Annotated in this window: 12 protein-coding genes, 1 tRNA gene and 3 pseudogenes; 11 read left to right on the top strand and 5 right to left on the bottom strand. The window is 55.8% G+C overall.

Features of this window, described 5'->3' with window-relative positions:
* The first annotated feature begins 3 nt into the window (after positions 1-3).
* The 5 genes from pheS (at position 4) to LOY33_RS16605 (ending at position 4,257) form a co-directional block, all read left to right on the top strand.
* Complete coding sequence (pheS, locus tag LOY33_RS16625) at positions 4-1,020, top strand: phenylalanine--tRNA ligase subunit alpha (protein ID WP_054915262.1); 1,017 nt, start codon at positions 4-6, stop codon at positions 1,018-1,020.
* Positions 1,021-1,055: 35 nt separating this feature from the next.
* Positions 1,056-3,431 carry a phenylalanine--tRNA ligase subunit beta gene (pheT, locus tag LOY33_RS16620; protein WP_258659423.1) on the top strand — a complete coding sequence of 792 codons (2,376 nt, stop codon included), beginning with the start codon at positions 1,056-1,058 and terminating at the stop codon, positions 3,429-3,431.
* 3 nt (positions 3,432-3,434) lie between these two features.
* The gene (gene ihfA / locus LOY33_RS16615) at positions 3,435-3,737 is read left to right on the top strand and encodes an integration host factor subunit alpha (protein WP_002553164.1); all 303 of its coding nucleotides are present in this window, start codon (positions 3,435-3,437) and stop codon (positions 3,735-3,737) included.
* Positions 3,718-4,074: a MerR family transcriptional regulator gene (locus LOY33_RS16610; RefSeq protein WP_043860798.1), complete on the top strand. Its 357-nt coding sequence runs from the start codon at positions 3,718-3,720 to the stop codon at positions 4,072-4,074. The genes ihfA and LOY33_RS16610 overlap by 20 nt, the downstream gene beginning before the upstream one ends.
* 106 nt (positions 4,075-4,180) lie before the next feature.
* Positions 4,181-4,257: transfer RNA gene (locus LOY33_RS16605), tRNA-Pro, on the top strand.
* 69 nt (positions 4,258-4,326) lie between these two features.
* On the opposite strand, the pseudogene LOY33_RS16600 reads toward LOY33_RS16605, so the two are convergent.
* The 3 pseudogenes from LOY33_RS16600 to LOY33_RS16590 all read right to left on the bottom strand — a co-directional run.
* Positions 4,327-4,854: pseudogene (locus LOY33_RS16600) on the bottom strand (tyrosine-type recombinase/integrase); the annotation flags it as partial.
* A 28-nt stretch (positions 4,855-4,882) separates the two neighbouring features.
* Positions 4,883-6,046 (bottom strand): annotated as a pseudogene (locus LOY33_RS16595) (IS3 family transposase).
* 146 nt (positions 6,047-6,192) lie between these two features.
* Positions 6,193-6,525 (bottom strand): annotated as a pseudogene (locus LOY33_RS16590) (SAM-dependent methyltransferase); the annotation flags it as partial.
* 311 nt (positions 6,526-6,836) lie between these two features.
* Here LOY33_RS16590 and LOY33_RS16585 point away from each other — a divergent pair.
* From LOY33_RS16585 to LOY33_RS16575, 3 genes are all read left to right on the top strand, one after another.
* Positions 6,837-7,208, top strand: coding sequence for a hypothetical protein (locus tag LOY33_RS16585; RefSeq protein WP_258659422.1), 372 nt, complete (start codon positions 6,837-6,839; stop codon positions 7,206-7,208).
* 101 nt (positions 7,209-7,309) lie between these two features.
* Positions 7,310-8,164, top strand: a complete 855-nt coding sequence (locus LOY33_RS16580) for a hypothetical protein (RefSeq protein WP_258659421.1) — start codon at positions 7,310-7,312, stop codon at positions 8,162-8,164.
* On the top strand, positions 8,161-8,874 hold the full coding sequence (locus tag LOY33_RS16575; RefSeq protein WP_258659420.1) for a hypothetical protein: 714 nt from the start codon (positions 8,161-8,163) through the stop codon (positions 8,872-8,874). The genes LOY33_RS16580 and LOY33_RS16575 overlap by 4 nt, the downstream gene beginning before the upstream one ends.
* A gap of 42 nt (positions 8,875-8,916) precedes the next feature.
* On the opposite strand, the gene LOY33_RS16570 is transcribed toward LOY33_RS16575, so the two are convergent.
* Positions 8,917-10,821 carry an SMP-30/gluconolactonase/LRE family protein gene (locus LOY33_RS16570; RefSeq protein WP_258659419.1) on the bottom strand — a complete coding sequence of 635 codons (1,905 nt, stop codon included), beginning with the start codon at positions 10,819-10,821 and terminating at the stop codon, positions 8,917-8,919.
* Positions 10,822-11,042: 221 nt separating this feature from the next.
* Between LOY33_RS16570 and LOY33_RS16565 the strand changes: the two genes are divergently transcribed.
* A complete protein-coding gene (locus LOY33_RS16565; RefSeq protein WP_258659418.1) occupies positions 11,043-11,654 on the top strand; it encodes a glycoside hydrolase family 19 protein in 612 nt (203 codons plus the stop codon).
* Positions 11,651-12,160 carry a DUF2514 domain-containing protein gene (locus LOY33_RS16560; RefSeq protein WP_258659417.1) on the top strand — a complete coding sequence of 170 codons (510 nt, stop codon included), beginning with the start codon at positions 11,651-11,653 and terminating at the stop codon, positions 12,158-12,160. The genes LOY33_RS16565 and LOY33_RS16560 overlap by 4 nt, the downstream gene beginning before the upstream one ends.
* A 622-nt stretch (positions 12,161-12,782) precedes the next feature.
* Here the strand turns inward: LOY33_RS16560 and LOY33_RS16555 are convergent.
* Positions 12,783-13,916 carry a hypothetical protein gene (locus LOY33_RS16555; RefSeq protein WP_258659416.1) on the bottom strand — a complete coding sequence of 378 codons (1,134 nt, stop codon included), beginning with the start codon at positions 13,914-13,916 and terminating at the stop codon, positions 12,783-12,785.
* Between the two features lie 238 nt (positions 13,917-14,154).
* On the opposite strand from LOY33_RS16555, the gene LOY33_RS16550 reads away from it, so the two are divergent.
* On the top strand, positions 14,155-14,520 hold the full coding sequence (locus tag LOY33_RS16550; RefSeq protein WP_258659415.1) for a DUF2388 domain-containing protein: 366 nt from the start codon (positions 14,155-14,157) through the stop codon (positions 14,518-14,520).
* The last annotated feature ends 329 nt before the right edge of the window (positions 14,521-14,849 follow it).

Raw genomic sequence — 14,849 nt, 5'->3', positions numbered from 1 at the left:
TACATGGAAAACCTGGATGCGTTGGTCTCCCAAGCCCTCGAGGCTGTGGAGCGCGCTGAAGACATCAATGCCCTGGAGCAGATCCGGGTTCAATTCCTTGGCAAGAAAGGCGAACTGACTCAGGTGATGAAGACCCTGGGCAACCTGCCGGCTGAAGAGCGGCCCAAAGTCGGCGCGCTGATCAACGAAGCCAAGGAACGCGTGACCGAGGTGCTCAACGCCCGCAAGGCCGCCTATGAAGAAGCCGAGCTCAGCGCTCGCCTGGCTGCCGAATGCATTGACGTCACCTTGCCTGGCCGTGGCCAGACCTCCGGTGGTTTGCACCCTGTCACCCGTACCCTCGAACGCATCGAGCAGTTCTTCACCCATATCGGCTACGGCATCGCCGAAGGCCCGGAAGTCGAAGACGACTACCACAACTTCGAAGCGCTCAACATTCCCGGCCACCACCCGGCCCGGGCAATGCATGACACCTTCTACTTCAATGCCAACATGCTGCTGCGCACCCACACCTCGCCGGTGCAAGTGCGGACCATGGAGTCCACCCAGCCGCCGATTCGCATTGTCTGCCCGGGTCGCGTGTACCGCAACGACTCGGACATTACCCACTCGCCGATGTTTCACCAGGTCGAAGGCCTGCTGATCGATCGCGACATCAATTTTGCCGACCTCAAAGGCACCATCGAAGAATTCCTGCGCGTGTTCTTCGAAAAAGAGCTGGCGGTACGTTTCCGTCCGTCGTTCTTCCCCTTCACCGAGCCTTCGGCTGAAGTCGATATCCAGTGCGTGATGTGCAGCGGCAAGGGCTGCCGTGTGTGCAAGCAGACCGGTTGGCTCGAAGTCATGGGCTGCGGCATGGTGCACCCGAACGTGCTGCGCATGTCTGGTATCGACCCCGAAGAGTTCTCGGGCTTCGCATTTGGCATGGGGGCCGAGCGCCTGGCCATGCTGCGTTACGGCGTCAACGATTTGCGCCTGTTCTTCGACAACGACTTGCGGTTCCTTGCGCAATTTCGCTAGGTCGCGCACCCGTAACGAATCTTTAGGAGAGCAGGATGAAATTCAGTGAAAAGTGGCTGCGCGGTTGGGTCAACCCGCAGGTATCCCGTGACGAGCTGGTGGCACGTCTGTCCATGGCCGGTCTTGAGGTCGACAGCGTAACCCCGGCCGCCGGTCAATTCAGCGGCATCGTGGTGGGCGAGGTGCTGAGCACCGAGCAGCACCCCGACGCCGACAAGCTGCGCGTGTGCCAGGTCAGCAATGGCAGCGAGACCTTCCAGGTAGTGTGCGGCGCGCCGAATGTGCGCCCTGGCCTGAAGATCCCGTTCGCCATGATCGGCGCCGAACTGCCAGGCGACTTCAAGATCAAGAAGGCCAAGCTGCGTGGCGTCGAGTCCAACGGCATGCTGTGCTCGGCCGCCGAGCTGCAGATCAGCGAAGAGAACGACGGCCTGCTGGAACTGGCGGCAGACGCCCCGGTTGGCCAGGACATTCGCGTGTATCTGGACCTGGACGATGCCAGCATCGAGGTCGACCTGACCCCGAACCGCGGCGACTGCCTGTCCCTGGCCGGCCTCGCCCGTGAAGTCGGCGCCCTGTACGGCGCCCCGGTCACCCGCCCGACCGTGCCGGCCATTGCGCCAGGCATCGACGACGTGCGCCCGGTAGACGTGCTGGCGCCTGCCGCGTGCCCGCGTTACCTGGGCCGCGTTATCCGTAACGTCGACCTGTCACGCCCGACCCCGCTGTGGATGGTCGAGCGTCTGCGCCGCAGTGACGTGCGCAGCATCGATGCTGCCGTCGACATCACCAACTACGTGATGATCGAGCTGGGCCAGCCGCTGCACGCCTTCGACCTGGCTGAAATCAACGGTGGCATCCGAGTGCGCATGGCCGAGGAGGGCGAGAAGCTCGTCCTGCTCGATGGCCAGGAAGTTGCCCTGCGTGCCGACACGCTGGTCATCGCCGACCACGATCGCGCCCTGGCCATTGCCGGCGTGATGGGTGGCGAGCACAGCGGCGTTGCGGCCACCACCAAGGATATCTTCCTTGAAAGCGCCTTCTTCGAGCCGATCTCGGTGGCTGGCAAGGCCCGCTCCTACGGCCTGCACACCGATGCCTCGCACCGCTACGAGCGTGGCGTCGACTCGCAACTGGCCCGCGAAGCCATGGAGCGCGCCACTGGCCTGCTGCTGGATATCGTAGGCGGCGAAGCCGGCCCGATCATCGAGACCGTCAGCCCAGAGCACCTGCCCAACATCGCCCCGGTCACCTTGCGTGCCGAGCGCATCACCCAGATGCTGGGCATGGAGATGGACAGCGCCGAAGTCGAGCAACTGCTCAACGGCCTGGGCCTGAAAACCAGCGGTGAGGCCGGGCAGTGGCAGGTCGAAGTGCCCAGCCATCGCTTCGACATCAGCCTGGAAGTGGACCTGATCGAAGAGCTGGCCCGTCTGTACGGCTACAACCGCCTGCCGGTCCGTTACCCGCAAGCGCGCCTGGCCCCGCAGGCCAGGTCTGAAGTGCGTGGCGAACTGCCTGCGCTGCGTCGCCTGCTGGTTGCCCGTGGCTACCAGGAAGCGATCACCTACAGCTTCATCGACCCCAAGCAGTTCGAGCTGTTCAACCCTGGCGTAGAGCCGCTGCTGCTGGCCAACCCGATTTCCAGCGACATGGCGGCCATGCGTGTCAGCCTGTGGCCGGGCCTGGTCAAGGCACTGCAGCACAACCTCAACCGCCAGCAAGACCGCGTGCGCCTGTTCGAGAGCGGCCAGCGCTTCGTCGGCCAGCTGGGCGACCTCAAGCAACAGCCGATGCTGGCTGGTGTGGTCTGCGGCAGCCGCCTGCCGGAAGGCTGGGCCAACGGCCGCGACACCATCGACTTCTTCGATGTGAAGGCCGACGTTGAAGCGGTACTGGGCTTCTCCGGTTCGCTCGACGACTTCACCTTCGTGCCCGGCAAACACCCGGCGCTGCACCCAGGCCAGACCGCGCGCATCGAGCGTGACGGCGTCGAAGTCGGCTACCTGGGCGCCTTGCACCCCGAGCTGGTCAAGACCCTGGGCCTGGACCGCACCGTGTATGTGTTCGAGCTGGTGCTGGCGGATGTAGTGGAAGGGCGCCTGCCGAAGTTCCACGAACTGTCGCGCTTCCCCGAAGTACGCCGTGACCTGGCGTTGATCGCAGGGCGTGATGTGGCGGCCTGCGCGGTGCTGGATGTAATCCGTGAAAACGCGGGCGAGTGGCTCACCGACCTCAGGCTGTTTGATGTGTATCAGGGTAAAGGTATTGATCCTGATAGAAAAAGCCTGGCCGTCGGCTTGACCTGGCAGCATCCATCGCGCACTCTTAACGACGATGAGGTGAACGCCACCACGCAAAACATTCTCACCTCGCTTGAACAAAGGTTGAACACCACGTTAAGGAAATAGCGTATGGGTGCTCTGACGAAAGCTGAGATGGCCGAACGGCTGTACGAGGAGCTGGGCCTGAACAAGCGCGAGGCCAAGGAATTGGTCGAGCTGTTTTTTGAAGAGATCAGGCACGCTCTTGAAGACAACGAGCAGGTCAAATTGTCGGGTTTCGGCAACTTTGACTTGCGTGACAAGCGCCAGCGGCCGGGCCGCAACCCGAAAACGGGTGAAGAGATCCCGATCACGGCGCGTCGAGTCGTCACCTTTCGTCCAGGGCAGAAGTTGAAAGCCCGAGTTGAGGCCTATGCTGGAACCAAGTCATAACGACGAGCTTCCGCCGATTCCAGGCAAACGCTACTTCACCATTGGTGAAGTGAGCGAGCTTTGTGCGGTAAAACCGCACGTGCTCCGTTACTGGGAGCAGGAGTTTCCCCAGCTTAACCCGGTGAAGCGCCGCGGTAACCGCCGGTATTATCAGCGCCAGGACGTGCTGATGATCCGGCAGATCCGGGCGCTGTTGTACGACCAGGGCTTCACCATCGGCGGTGCGCGGTTGCGCCTGTCGGGGGATGAAGCCAAGGATGACACGACCCAGTACAAACAGATGATTCGGCAGATGATTGTCGAATTGGAGGATGTGCTGGTGGTGTTGAAGAAGTGACCGAAGCCGTTTCACGAATTTTGGAAAAAAAGCTTCCATAATTCAAAAGCTTAAGGTAAATTCTTCATCGTTCTCAGCAACAAGGGGAACATGCTTCAAGCCCAGTCGGGGCGTAGCGCAGCCCGGTAGCGCACTTGCATGGGGTGCAAGGGGTCGAGTGTTCGAATCACTCCGTCCCGACCATATATTTCAATGACTTAGCCACCTTCGGGTGGCTTTTTCATTTCTGCGTGTGGGGACTTTTTCGGAACATCATCCGATTTTCCTCTTTAAGATCGTCAACACCGGCCCGCGCGAGTCGGTTGTTGATACCATGTTTGCAGCCTCAATCAGCTTGCCCAGCTCAGCGCCGGAATAGTGACTGGTGATGCTGCCGTTCTTGTGCCCGAGCAGTGACTTCCGGTCCTCTTCAGTAACGCCTGCTGCCCGCAGTCGGCGACCGAATGTGTGCTTCAAGTCGTGAATCCTGATAGAGGCATATCCAGGTTGAGCGGGGCGAAGGTTTTCCTCCTGCCAGAGTTTCGCCGCTCTCACCCGTGCCTTCTTCCAGGCCGAGACGTTCATTCGCTACATCGCGGTGCCGTTGTATGGAGATACCCATTCCTTGCTGATCCCGCGCTGCTTTTCAATGATCGACTTGGCCACGGTGTTCAACACCACCAGGCGCTCGTCGCCATTCTTTACGCCCGACCGGGCGTGTCTCCCGCCGAAGTCAGCGGGGATCAGGTATACACTGGTCCCAAGTTCCCACACCGATACCTCCCAATCCCACCTCAGTTTCCCACTGCTGGCCATCGGCCTGTAGTGGTCAACTAATCCCGGACACTGCGTTAAGTTTTTCTTCAGCCACGGCGGGCGCTAGTCCGCCGTTGAATTGGTGTGGCCGTTGCCAGTTGTAGCGCTGCATCAAAAACCGACCAATATCCTGCTGTGCCAGGGAAGCACTCATGTATCCCACTGTTGGCACCCATTCTGTTTTCAAACTGCGAAACAACCGCTCCATCGGCGCGTTGTCGTGGCAGTTTTCCCGTCGACTCATGCTCTGTTTGAACCGATAACGCCACAGCCGCTGACGGAAGTTTCGGCTGCCGTATTAGCTGCCTTGGTCGCTGTGAAACAGCACGCTCTGTGGCCGACCACGCTGTTCATAGGCCATGTCCAATGCCTTGATCACCAGGTCGGCATCGGGCTTCGCTGAAAATGCCCAGCCCACCACGCGGCGGGCGAATAGATCGATGACGGCAGCCAAATAGTGCCAGCGACCTTGAGCCCAGGACATAAGTGATGTCACCGCACCAAACTTCGTTTGGTGCCGATACGGTGAACGCTCGATCCAGCACGTTCGGGATATCTGGTCGCTCGACCGTCGCTTTTTTGTAGGCATGTGAACCGGGTTGCTTACTGATTAGCTTCATTTCGCTCATCAGCTTACGCACCTTGAAGCGCCCAATTTTTATGCCGTCCTCGCGCATCATAAACATGATGCTTCGGCTGCCCGCCGCGCTGCGGCTTTGGGTGAACAGTTCGTTCACTCGGCTGCGTAAAACCAGCCGCTCAACGTCGGGAATTCGACGTTTTCGGCAGTGCGCGTAGTAGCAAGATCGGGTGACTTCAAATACCGAGCACAACAGATCAACAGGCTCTTCAGAGCGGAGCTGATCGATTAGCGCGAACGCTCGTGTTCCTCGGCCATCAAGAGCGCGGTGGCCTTTTTTAGGATCGATTTTTCCCGTTCCAGCCGATTGATTCGGGCTTCTAATTCCTGGATTTTTCGCTGTTCGGGCGTCAGCGCCTTGCTGGTCGGAGTGACACCGCCTCGCTCTTGCTGGAGCTGGTTGACCCATCGACGCAGGGCCGACTCCACCAAGCCGAGCGAACGGGCTGCTTCGATGTGGCTGTAGCCTTGATCGAGCACCAGGCAGGCAGCTTCGCGCTTGAACTCAGGGGTAAAGGTACGGCGTTGCTTGGTCATCGGACACCTCTCTGTAGCGAGCATTCTCGCCTAAATGGGTGTCCGGAATCATTAGACCACTACAAATCGGTTGATTGCGGACATAGGGAATCTTCGCCCGCGCATGTCGGCGGGCTTGAGTTGTAGGGGAGGGGGTAGGCTGAGGCGGGGCGCTTCATGAAGGTGGTCCAGTGCGTCTTTTCGCGCTTGCCGGACTTGTGGCCAAACAGGGGCTTTTCATCGGTTAGGGCTAGCAGTTCGCTGGCCAGCGCCTGGGTTTCGTTCCACTTGAAGATCAGGATTTCTTCAGGTTCCAGAACCCTGAAACACTCGGCGAACCCCTGCTGGATGTCTTCGCGCCAGTCGCTGGTGAGCAGGCCGTACTTGGCTCGCATCCAACTATCGACGCCGGTGCGGGTGAGGTGCGGCGGATCGAACACCACCACGCGGGATGTCGAATCCTCGAAGGGCAGTTGCCGGAAGTCCATCAGCACATCCGGCCCAGGGCACCCAGCCCGGTACCGTCCTGGGTGATCTCCTGCGTTTCATCACCCAGTTCAAGAGCTTCCCGGCTGCCTACATGGAGAAGGCACTCGGTCGAGAGCTGTATGGCCGTGGGTACACGCCGACTGCCCTGAGCAGTAACTTCCGTGGCGGGCGAGACCTGGTGCAGGCGCTGCGCAACGGAAACGGCGAGCGACTGGCGTTGGCACAACTTATCTTGTGGACCACTGCGTTCGGCTACCTATCGACCGCATCGAAGAACGTCACAAGAGGGGGCTAGCCTCGTCCGGCCGATTATCCCAAGACCTTGCTGGCGGCGATGGTGCAGGGCGGCAGCCTGGGCATCTTCGGCTACTACCTATTCGGCGAGCCCAACCGCTTCGGTAATACTGCGCTCGAATCAGCTGCAGGGCTTGCCCTGGGCACCGCCCCCGACCTGATCAACCTATGGGCCAAGGCGGGTGACGACACTACACCATCAGCCCTCCGCCTGGCTCAAAACAATACACCGTTCATGAACCTCTTTCTGGAGCATAGAAAATTGACCGTATCGACCACCGATAGCGTTAAAACATACAGCACGGGTGGACCGAACTTTCCGATCCCATTTTTCGATTCCTGCAGAACTCTGACATCGAGGCCGTTCTGGTCAAGCAGGACGGAACAACCGAAACGCTGACTGGGGCTCAGTACTCGCTGACCGGCGCTGGTACGCAAGGCGGCGGTACGCTCACCTCGGCATATGCTGCCAGTGGGACCACCTTGACGATCTCCAGGGTGATGATTGCCGTCCAGCCAACGGATCTGCGCAACCAGGGCAGGTTCCTGGCTGAGACGCATGAGAACGTTTTTGATCGGCTGACCATGCTGATTCAACAGGGGTTTTCAGAGTCAAGCCGTGCCCTGAAACGCCCAGTTGGCGCCGATTACTTCGATGCCGAAGGCTGGAGGATCGCCAATCTCGCGAACCCATTGAGCCCACAGGATGCTGCAACCAGGGGGTGGGCGGAGGCGTTTATTGCCTCTATCCTCGCAACCGGCCAGGGGCCGGTCAACAATGCCGCAAATGTGATCTACGCCGCGCCAGACGGTAGCATCACAGTAGTCCAAGCAATGTCGGGGCAAAACGGTTCTGGTCTAATCGGCTATTCTTCGGCAGGTCCGAATACGGTGCCGCGCACCGTTCAGGAGAAGCTTCGCGAAGTTGTGAGCCGAGCCGACTACGCGGCTGACGCGGCTTTCACTGCCGCACGGGCTGGAAAGGTAAGCATCGACGAGAGCGGCAATCTCGCAGCTGATGTCTTGCCTACAGGTGGGTCTGTGCCGGTACCACTATCAGACTTGGCCCGGGACGCATATGGGCCGGGAGCGATACAGGCGCTTTTTGCGCCGCGCCCAGTAATCCGCTACTACAACGCAACTAGCGTGCAGATTCATGCCAGCCAAGCATGCATGGGTGAGTTTAGATTTATGGCAGGCTTTACCAAAAACCGTGGGCGAGTTCTACCGCTCTCTACGCAGATTGTCACAGTTTCACCAGCTGGACTTGGTGCGGAAAGCTCATTCCGTACACAGAATTGGTACACGGCGTTTGCAGTTGCTAACACGGCTGATACCAGTGCATCTATCGAGTGATGCCATTTCTCAGGGTGGCCTCCGTTGATGGAAAGGTTGTCTCTCTAAACAAGGCCGGGGAGGGCATCCACACTTTGCAAGCCCAAACCTATGCGTGGACCTCAGAAAACAACTTAAGAACCGCAAAGTGCCTAATTATTTCTGAAGGCGGGAGATTTTCAGGTCGCGTAACCACTGTAACTGCGAACAATAACGGAACTGTAACTCTCCATGATGTAGGGGAACTTGGTTTTGGAGACTTTTTGTTGCCTGCCCCTCCAGCATCTGAAGAGTTTGGGTATTTGGGCACTTTCTATATGGATACCCAAGAGGTCAGAAATATTCATGACACTGGATCTATAGTTAGATCACGAGGAATTTTTATTCAGTCGCCATCCACCAATGGAAAAATTGCAAGCCCAATGAAGCTAGACTGCTCTGGATATATTTCCCCTCTCGCCACTGGCGTGATGCTCGATAGCTCTGCAAATATTAGCACATCGTCTACAGGTCAGTTGGCAGAGTACTTTGCAGGCGATGGCGGAAATCATACGGCTTACACAGGGACTATAATTAAAACTGCCGCTGCAAGTCTTCCATATTATTTTACAGGAATTTTGGTGGCTTTTCTATACCCTGGAGAGCTGTACTATTCAAATGGCGGGGCAGATGCTATAACCAACAGTCGCATCAACTCGCAGATGAATATAAACGGATACATTGAGGCATAAAAAGGCAGGATGTAATCATCCTGCCAATTTTATGTTGCGCAGTTATTTGGCTATTTTATATTTCACTACGACCCTGTTGCCGCTGTCGGCAACATATAGGTGTCCATCTATAACTTGAATCCCGTTAGGGAAATTCAATCTTTTCCCGTGCGGAGCAAATCCTTGCGCCTCTCCAGCTATTGTTGTTATTTTTCCGTCCTTGGAGACCATCCTTATTTTATGATTGAATTGATCTGTAATAAATACGTTTCCGTTTTCGTCCGCCGCCAGCTTGGTTGGAGTGTTAAGCTCGGCATCCACAGCCAATCCGTTGTCGCCAGCGTATGACCCCATTCCTTGATAAATTGAATATTTTTGTTTACCGGCAAAGCTGTGTATTATTCCATCTGTATCGACTCTAAGTACGGAGTTGTTCCAGCCGTCCGCGATCAACACGTCACCATCCTTCAGTGCAATAGCACCGAGAGGGTGATTCAGTTTTGACATGTTTGCCGTGCCCCCTATGACAGGAGTTCCTGCGCTTCCATTCCCTATCAAGGTAGTAACTTTTCCGGTAGGGCTTATCTTTCGAATCTTGTGGTTATATGTGTCCGTTACGTATAGGGTCCCATCTGCACCAAATGACATTCCAGCAATAGATTTGAAGCGAGCATTTTCAGGGTTTTCATCGTCAACATCGCCGTAGGTGTCATGGCCAGCGAATCTGCTTACCTGCCCGCTTGCATCAATCTTCATGATTCGATGTTGCTCTGATACAAATACATTGAGGTTTTTGTCTACTGCCAGTGTAGTTGGGTAGTAAAATTTCGTATTTAGTTTATCTACGTTAATCGATGCCCAGCCCTGCTCTCCAGTGCCAGCCCAAACGGACGACTCGCCCGTAGCTATATCAAGTATAAAAATTCTTGGTCGCTGATTGTCGAGTATTAAAAGCTTCCCTTCACCATATTGTGCAACACTGGTAAGAGCACCTATCGCATTAGGGCTCGTGCCAGTGAGCTGGGTTTTGTTTACACCATCGAACGAGTAGATAACACCTTGGTCGGAGTCGGTAATCAGTAATCCGCCATGATATGGTTTGACATTCGAAATGTTAGCAAACCCAGATGCTGCAATTTTTGAGTTAAAGCTCTCGTCTACCGCGTAAAGCAATGTATGATTGCCTACGAAAAGAGTGTTGCCGAGTTTCGCAAGCCCCTTCCCGTAACCACTTTGCATTTTAAGAACTTCTGTATCTTTATTTTGCTTGAATCTGTAGAGTTTGTTTACTTCCGTAACATAGGATTCATTTTCTCCTATCAGTATGTCTTTTGCTTTTTCGAATTTTTGAGTAGATGTCGTGGCGCTGGGTATTATTGTCTGAGATTTGTCTATGCAAAAAATGCCACCCTCAACAGAAATTCCTTTTATCATGCGTGTTGAGGGAAAGCATAAATTGCCATTTTCGTCATATTTTAAAGAGGCTGTGTATCCGATTGGAGAGGTGGCGGCTGCTGTGCCCACGTTAGGCAGCTCTTCTCCGCCACGAATTCCGGCAATTGTTGAAACTTCACCGCTTTCTATGTTTATTCTTCTAATTAGATTGTTGCCACTGTCTGCGAAATTCAGATACTTCTGATCGTCAGAAATAAGCAGTCCCGTAGGAAGATTGAGCATGACAGATTCTCTGGGGCCGTCACCATTGAATCCTGATTCAAAAGTTCCTGCGAAGTTTTCCACTATGCCATCTTTGATTTTTCTGATCACGTGCAAGTGCGTATCCGAAACATAGATAGTTCCATCGCTTGCTTCCACTGCGTCTTCTGGGTAATTAAGCCTTGCGTTTTCTACTGGCATTGGCTTGGAGGAATCAATACCAAATATTACATCGCCCAGTATCAGGCCTGCGGGCGCGGTGTCCCCACACCCGCCCAGGACTAGTGCAGATGCTAATAGTAGTTTTTTCATTTACGGACCTACCTTGGATTAGCCGATTATCGTAGCAAATAGAGAGACGATTATGAATATTTCAGAGCAGCAGATGTTGTGGGCCCTTCCCGATGCCCTGGCGGGCTTGGACGGAAGGGCAATAGGGCCCCTGACATCGGGCGGCGGCCCGCAAGGCCGACCTGACCACAGCTCAATGCCGATACACGCCTTGAGCGGGTTTTTTATTGCCTGGAGAAACCATGCCCATCACCGAGCAGCAGTTGCTGCAGATCCTCCCCAATGCTCGCCAAGTCGCGGGCATTTTTTTGCCTGCACTAAACCGTGCGATGGCTCGCTTCAAGATCAACAGCAGGCTGCGCACTGCGGCGTTTCTTGCCCAAGTCGGCCATGAATCCGGCCAGATGCGCAACCTGGTGGAGAACCTGAACTACAGCGCCGATGCGCTGGCACGGACCTGGCCCACCCGGTTCACTGCGCTGTCGAGCGCCGCCTATGCCCGGCAACCTGAGAAGATCGCGAACAAGGTATATGCCGATCGCATGGCGAATGGCCCCGAGTCATCGGGCGCTGGTTGGCGGTACCGGGGCCGCGGGCTGATCCAGCTCACCGGCCGGGCGAACTACCGCGCCACCGCTGATGGGCTGGGCCTGCCCCTGATCGATAAGCCTGAGCTTCTGGAGCAGCCTGAATTTGCCTGCCAGTCGGCCGCGTGGTGGTGGTCGCAGAACGGACTGAGCGAGCTGGCGGACGCCGGAAAGTTCGAGGCTATCACCCGCAAGATCAACGGCGGACTCAATGGCCAGGCTGATCGGGTGGCTCTGTACGAGCGGGCACTGAAGGTGTTGGCGTGATCGGGTGGCGTACCGCCGGCGCGGCGGTGTGTCTTGCCCTGGTTCTGGTGTTGTACTGGGGTGCCTATGAGCATGGGCGTACGACGATGGACGCCGAGTGGCAGGGCAGGTGGGCTGCGCGCGATGCCAGTGACAAGCAGGCCTGGGCCCTGGCTGAGCAGGTGGCCAGAAAAGAAGAACTTCGCCGGCAGGCGGTGGTGGATGAGGAGGAGAGCAATGCGAGGAAACAGCTTGAACTGGCGGCGGATCGCGCTGCTGCTGCCGAGTCTGCTGCTGGTGGGCTGCGCGGAGAAATCAGCCGGCTGCGCGCCGGACATTCAGCCACCTGCAATGCCATCGCTGCCCAGCAGCGCCAAGCAGGAACCTCTGCCGTCGTGGTGCTCGGGGGATTGCTTGAAGACGCTGATCGAATGGCGGGAAGCTGCTCGGCAGCGCTTGAGCGAAGTCGAATAGCTGGTCTGGCCTGTGAGGCTGTGGTCGATGGCATGCGTCGAAAGGGTGAGTAGCCATATAAAGGAAGGGAAACGGTCGGCAGAACGCCGGTGGAGGCGCAGGAAGCCTGCGTGAGATTTGCGTGACTCTTGGCAACGCTTGAAAACACCTATGAGCAGTCGATTGCAGCGAGCGCTGAGGTTAATCCAACGTTTACAGGGGGTTATGGCCTGCTGCACGCATGAGCTGCAAGGGGTCGAGTGTTCGAATCACTCCGTCCCGACCATATATTCAGTGAGTAAGGCCATTTCCGAAAGGGATGGCCTTTTTCATGTGCGTGATTTTTGTGCCCTGGTTTCAGGACACAAACAAAGCACAACGCTTTCAGTGATTGATTTCCTTCTGCGAGGCGGTTGCCTCGGGCTTAGCTGTTAGCTACTGTCCGGCGCGTGAATCTGGGGTTTAGGAGCCCGAGCTCTTCAAGGATCCTTTTGAGTTAACTGCGTTGGCAGACAGCGTCGCCCCCGCCGGAAAGCAGGAAACGCTCATAGTAAGGGGCGGCTAGTTCAAATACCAGATAGCCATTCTATGCATGAAATGCTGAGTTCGTTAATAGGCAGTTTTTGTAAGAGTGCCTGATTAAAGATAGCGGGATATTATCTGGAGGCCCCTGGAGATGCTCCAGCGGCCTTAAGTTTACTGCTTTGCCCACGTGCCACAGAAAGATATTTGCGAATAGTTAATTTTGTAGAGGCGCCCTTGAGTAGGTGGGCACTCATGAGGCCATGCAGAGCCGATGTCCTTCAAGTAACTTGCTTGGCCGGTATTTATAATAGCTAGACTCCTGACTTGTTTGCATATTAGCGTTTTGGACTTTCCGTCCCAAATGACCCGCTCCCAGTCATTCCCAAATGTATTGGAGCAAGGTAGGTTTGAGTTGGCGGTGTTGTACCCTTTGAAGTCTGTTATGTATCTGTTGGATGTTCCGGTTTTTTTGCAATAAGCAATATCTGATTTTCCATCAAATGAGAAAGAAGACCATCCTTCTCCAAGCGTGCTGCATTTTTGAGCTGCGCTTTTACCGGTCGCAGGCCAAATGGCAGTCACATCGACAACCCCAGTGGGTGGTGTGGGGGGCTCGGGCTCTGGTACGGGAACGGGTGAAGAAACGTATGGAGGAAGCTCAACAGATTTCAAATTTTTACCGCCTTCTGTAGTAGTGGCCACAACTATTACAGCAAGGTCAGCTTCCCTTCTAGTGCAAATTAATGAAAATCCCGACGCGGTAATCTGGTCTCCTGCTTTCGGTATATCGCCCTGGCAATTGACATCTGAACTGGGTGATATTGCCCACTGGCGAACTTCTGTGAAGCCTTTTTCACCCCCGGGTGAATACTGGATATGATAAATAAAACGTTTTGGGTCTTGAGATGGCTGTATATAATGACTGACGCCAGAGCTGTTTTGTCTAATACATTCAGACCAAGTGTTGGCAATCACGTTGCTGGCTTTTTGGGCGATTTTCTTGTAGAGGGTGTTAGATAAGGCTTCATCATAATCCGATGAGCAGTAACTGCTGGAGTACGACTGATTTGAGCTTGCAGAGCCGGTTATAGTGTTGTAGTTGAGGCTGCCGTCATAGTTGCTTGATCTGGCCTCGGAGTTACAAATTACATCTTTCGAGAGATTGTATTTGTGCTGGAAGTCTAAGACGTTCTCCTTGTCGTATATTCCGTGTTTAAGAATTGCATCGCAAACACTGTCGAGCGCAAAAGCCTGGGGTACGGCCAACAAAGATATTGCGGGAAGAAATGATGCCAAAAGCTTCATAAATGCCCTCATTGATCATCGATGTGGTCTCTGAGGGATAGCACACCGACTGGCAATGCGCCAGCCGGCGGAAGACGGGTATTTACTGAAGACAGGTCTCGACGGGCAAGTCATACCGGACTTCCCAGCAAATGCCGAGCTCGGCATTTGTGAGTAGCACTTCTCCTCCAGGCGATACTCCGCCAGAATGCGCGCACATTTCGATTTTGATGATCGGTCTAACGCATGGAGCGAGTAGGTGCGTCATTTACTAGCGGCAATAGTGCTCGGTTTTTCCTGCTCTCTGCCCGCCTTGGCGGGGGATGGACGCGCCGTAGAACCCACGTTCCTCGGAGTAATCGTTACCTCGTCTCTGGCCGTGACGCTGTTTCCCGTGACCCTGACCGAGGACGCGCAAGCCAGCAGCCGAAATAGCAGCAAAAGCCAGGAAAAAAAAATCGTGGATGCCCGCAATGACGCGGCGGCCTACGTGGCAAGCGACGGCGCCATTCTGGGCGTGGAGCTGCAAGCTGCCCTGTCAGCGCTGCGGCCCGCAAGCACGGTAACTACTGAGGACGAGATGCAACTGGCGAAGGCGATCCTGGCCTATCAACCAGCGAACTAAAGTCCTGGCTAAAGCGCATTTCTCACAACGGATTTGCAATCCGTTACATCCAAACCTCAGCCTTCCCCTATTCCCTGTAGCCTCTTTCCCAATCATACTCCCGCCCCACGCCAGCCATTGCGCCGGCTCTGTCAGCCGACTAGGCTCCCCCCGTCGTTGCCAATTCAACGACCGGTTTTGACAGGCCGACGAGCATTGTTCTGCGTGTGTCGCTTTATGGCGGCTGTGCGTGGGGCACACTCGTGTGCGCCGGGTTCCAATGCTCTCGGTCTGTCAACCCGCGTACAGCTGCCACCTTTCTGATTGACAGCGGGTCTGTGGCGGCTCCA

The sequence above is a fragment of the Pseudomonas sp. B21-036 genome (assembly GCF_024748925.1).
GTDB lineage: Bacteria > Pseudomonadota > Gammaproteobacteria > Pseudomonadales > Pseudomonadaceae > Aquipseudomonas > Aquipseudomonas palmensis.
The sequence above is the reverse complement of the archived record's forward strand: the minus strand, read 5'-3'. Positions and strand labels throughout refer to the sequence as shown.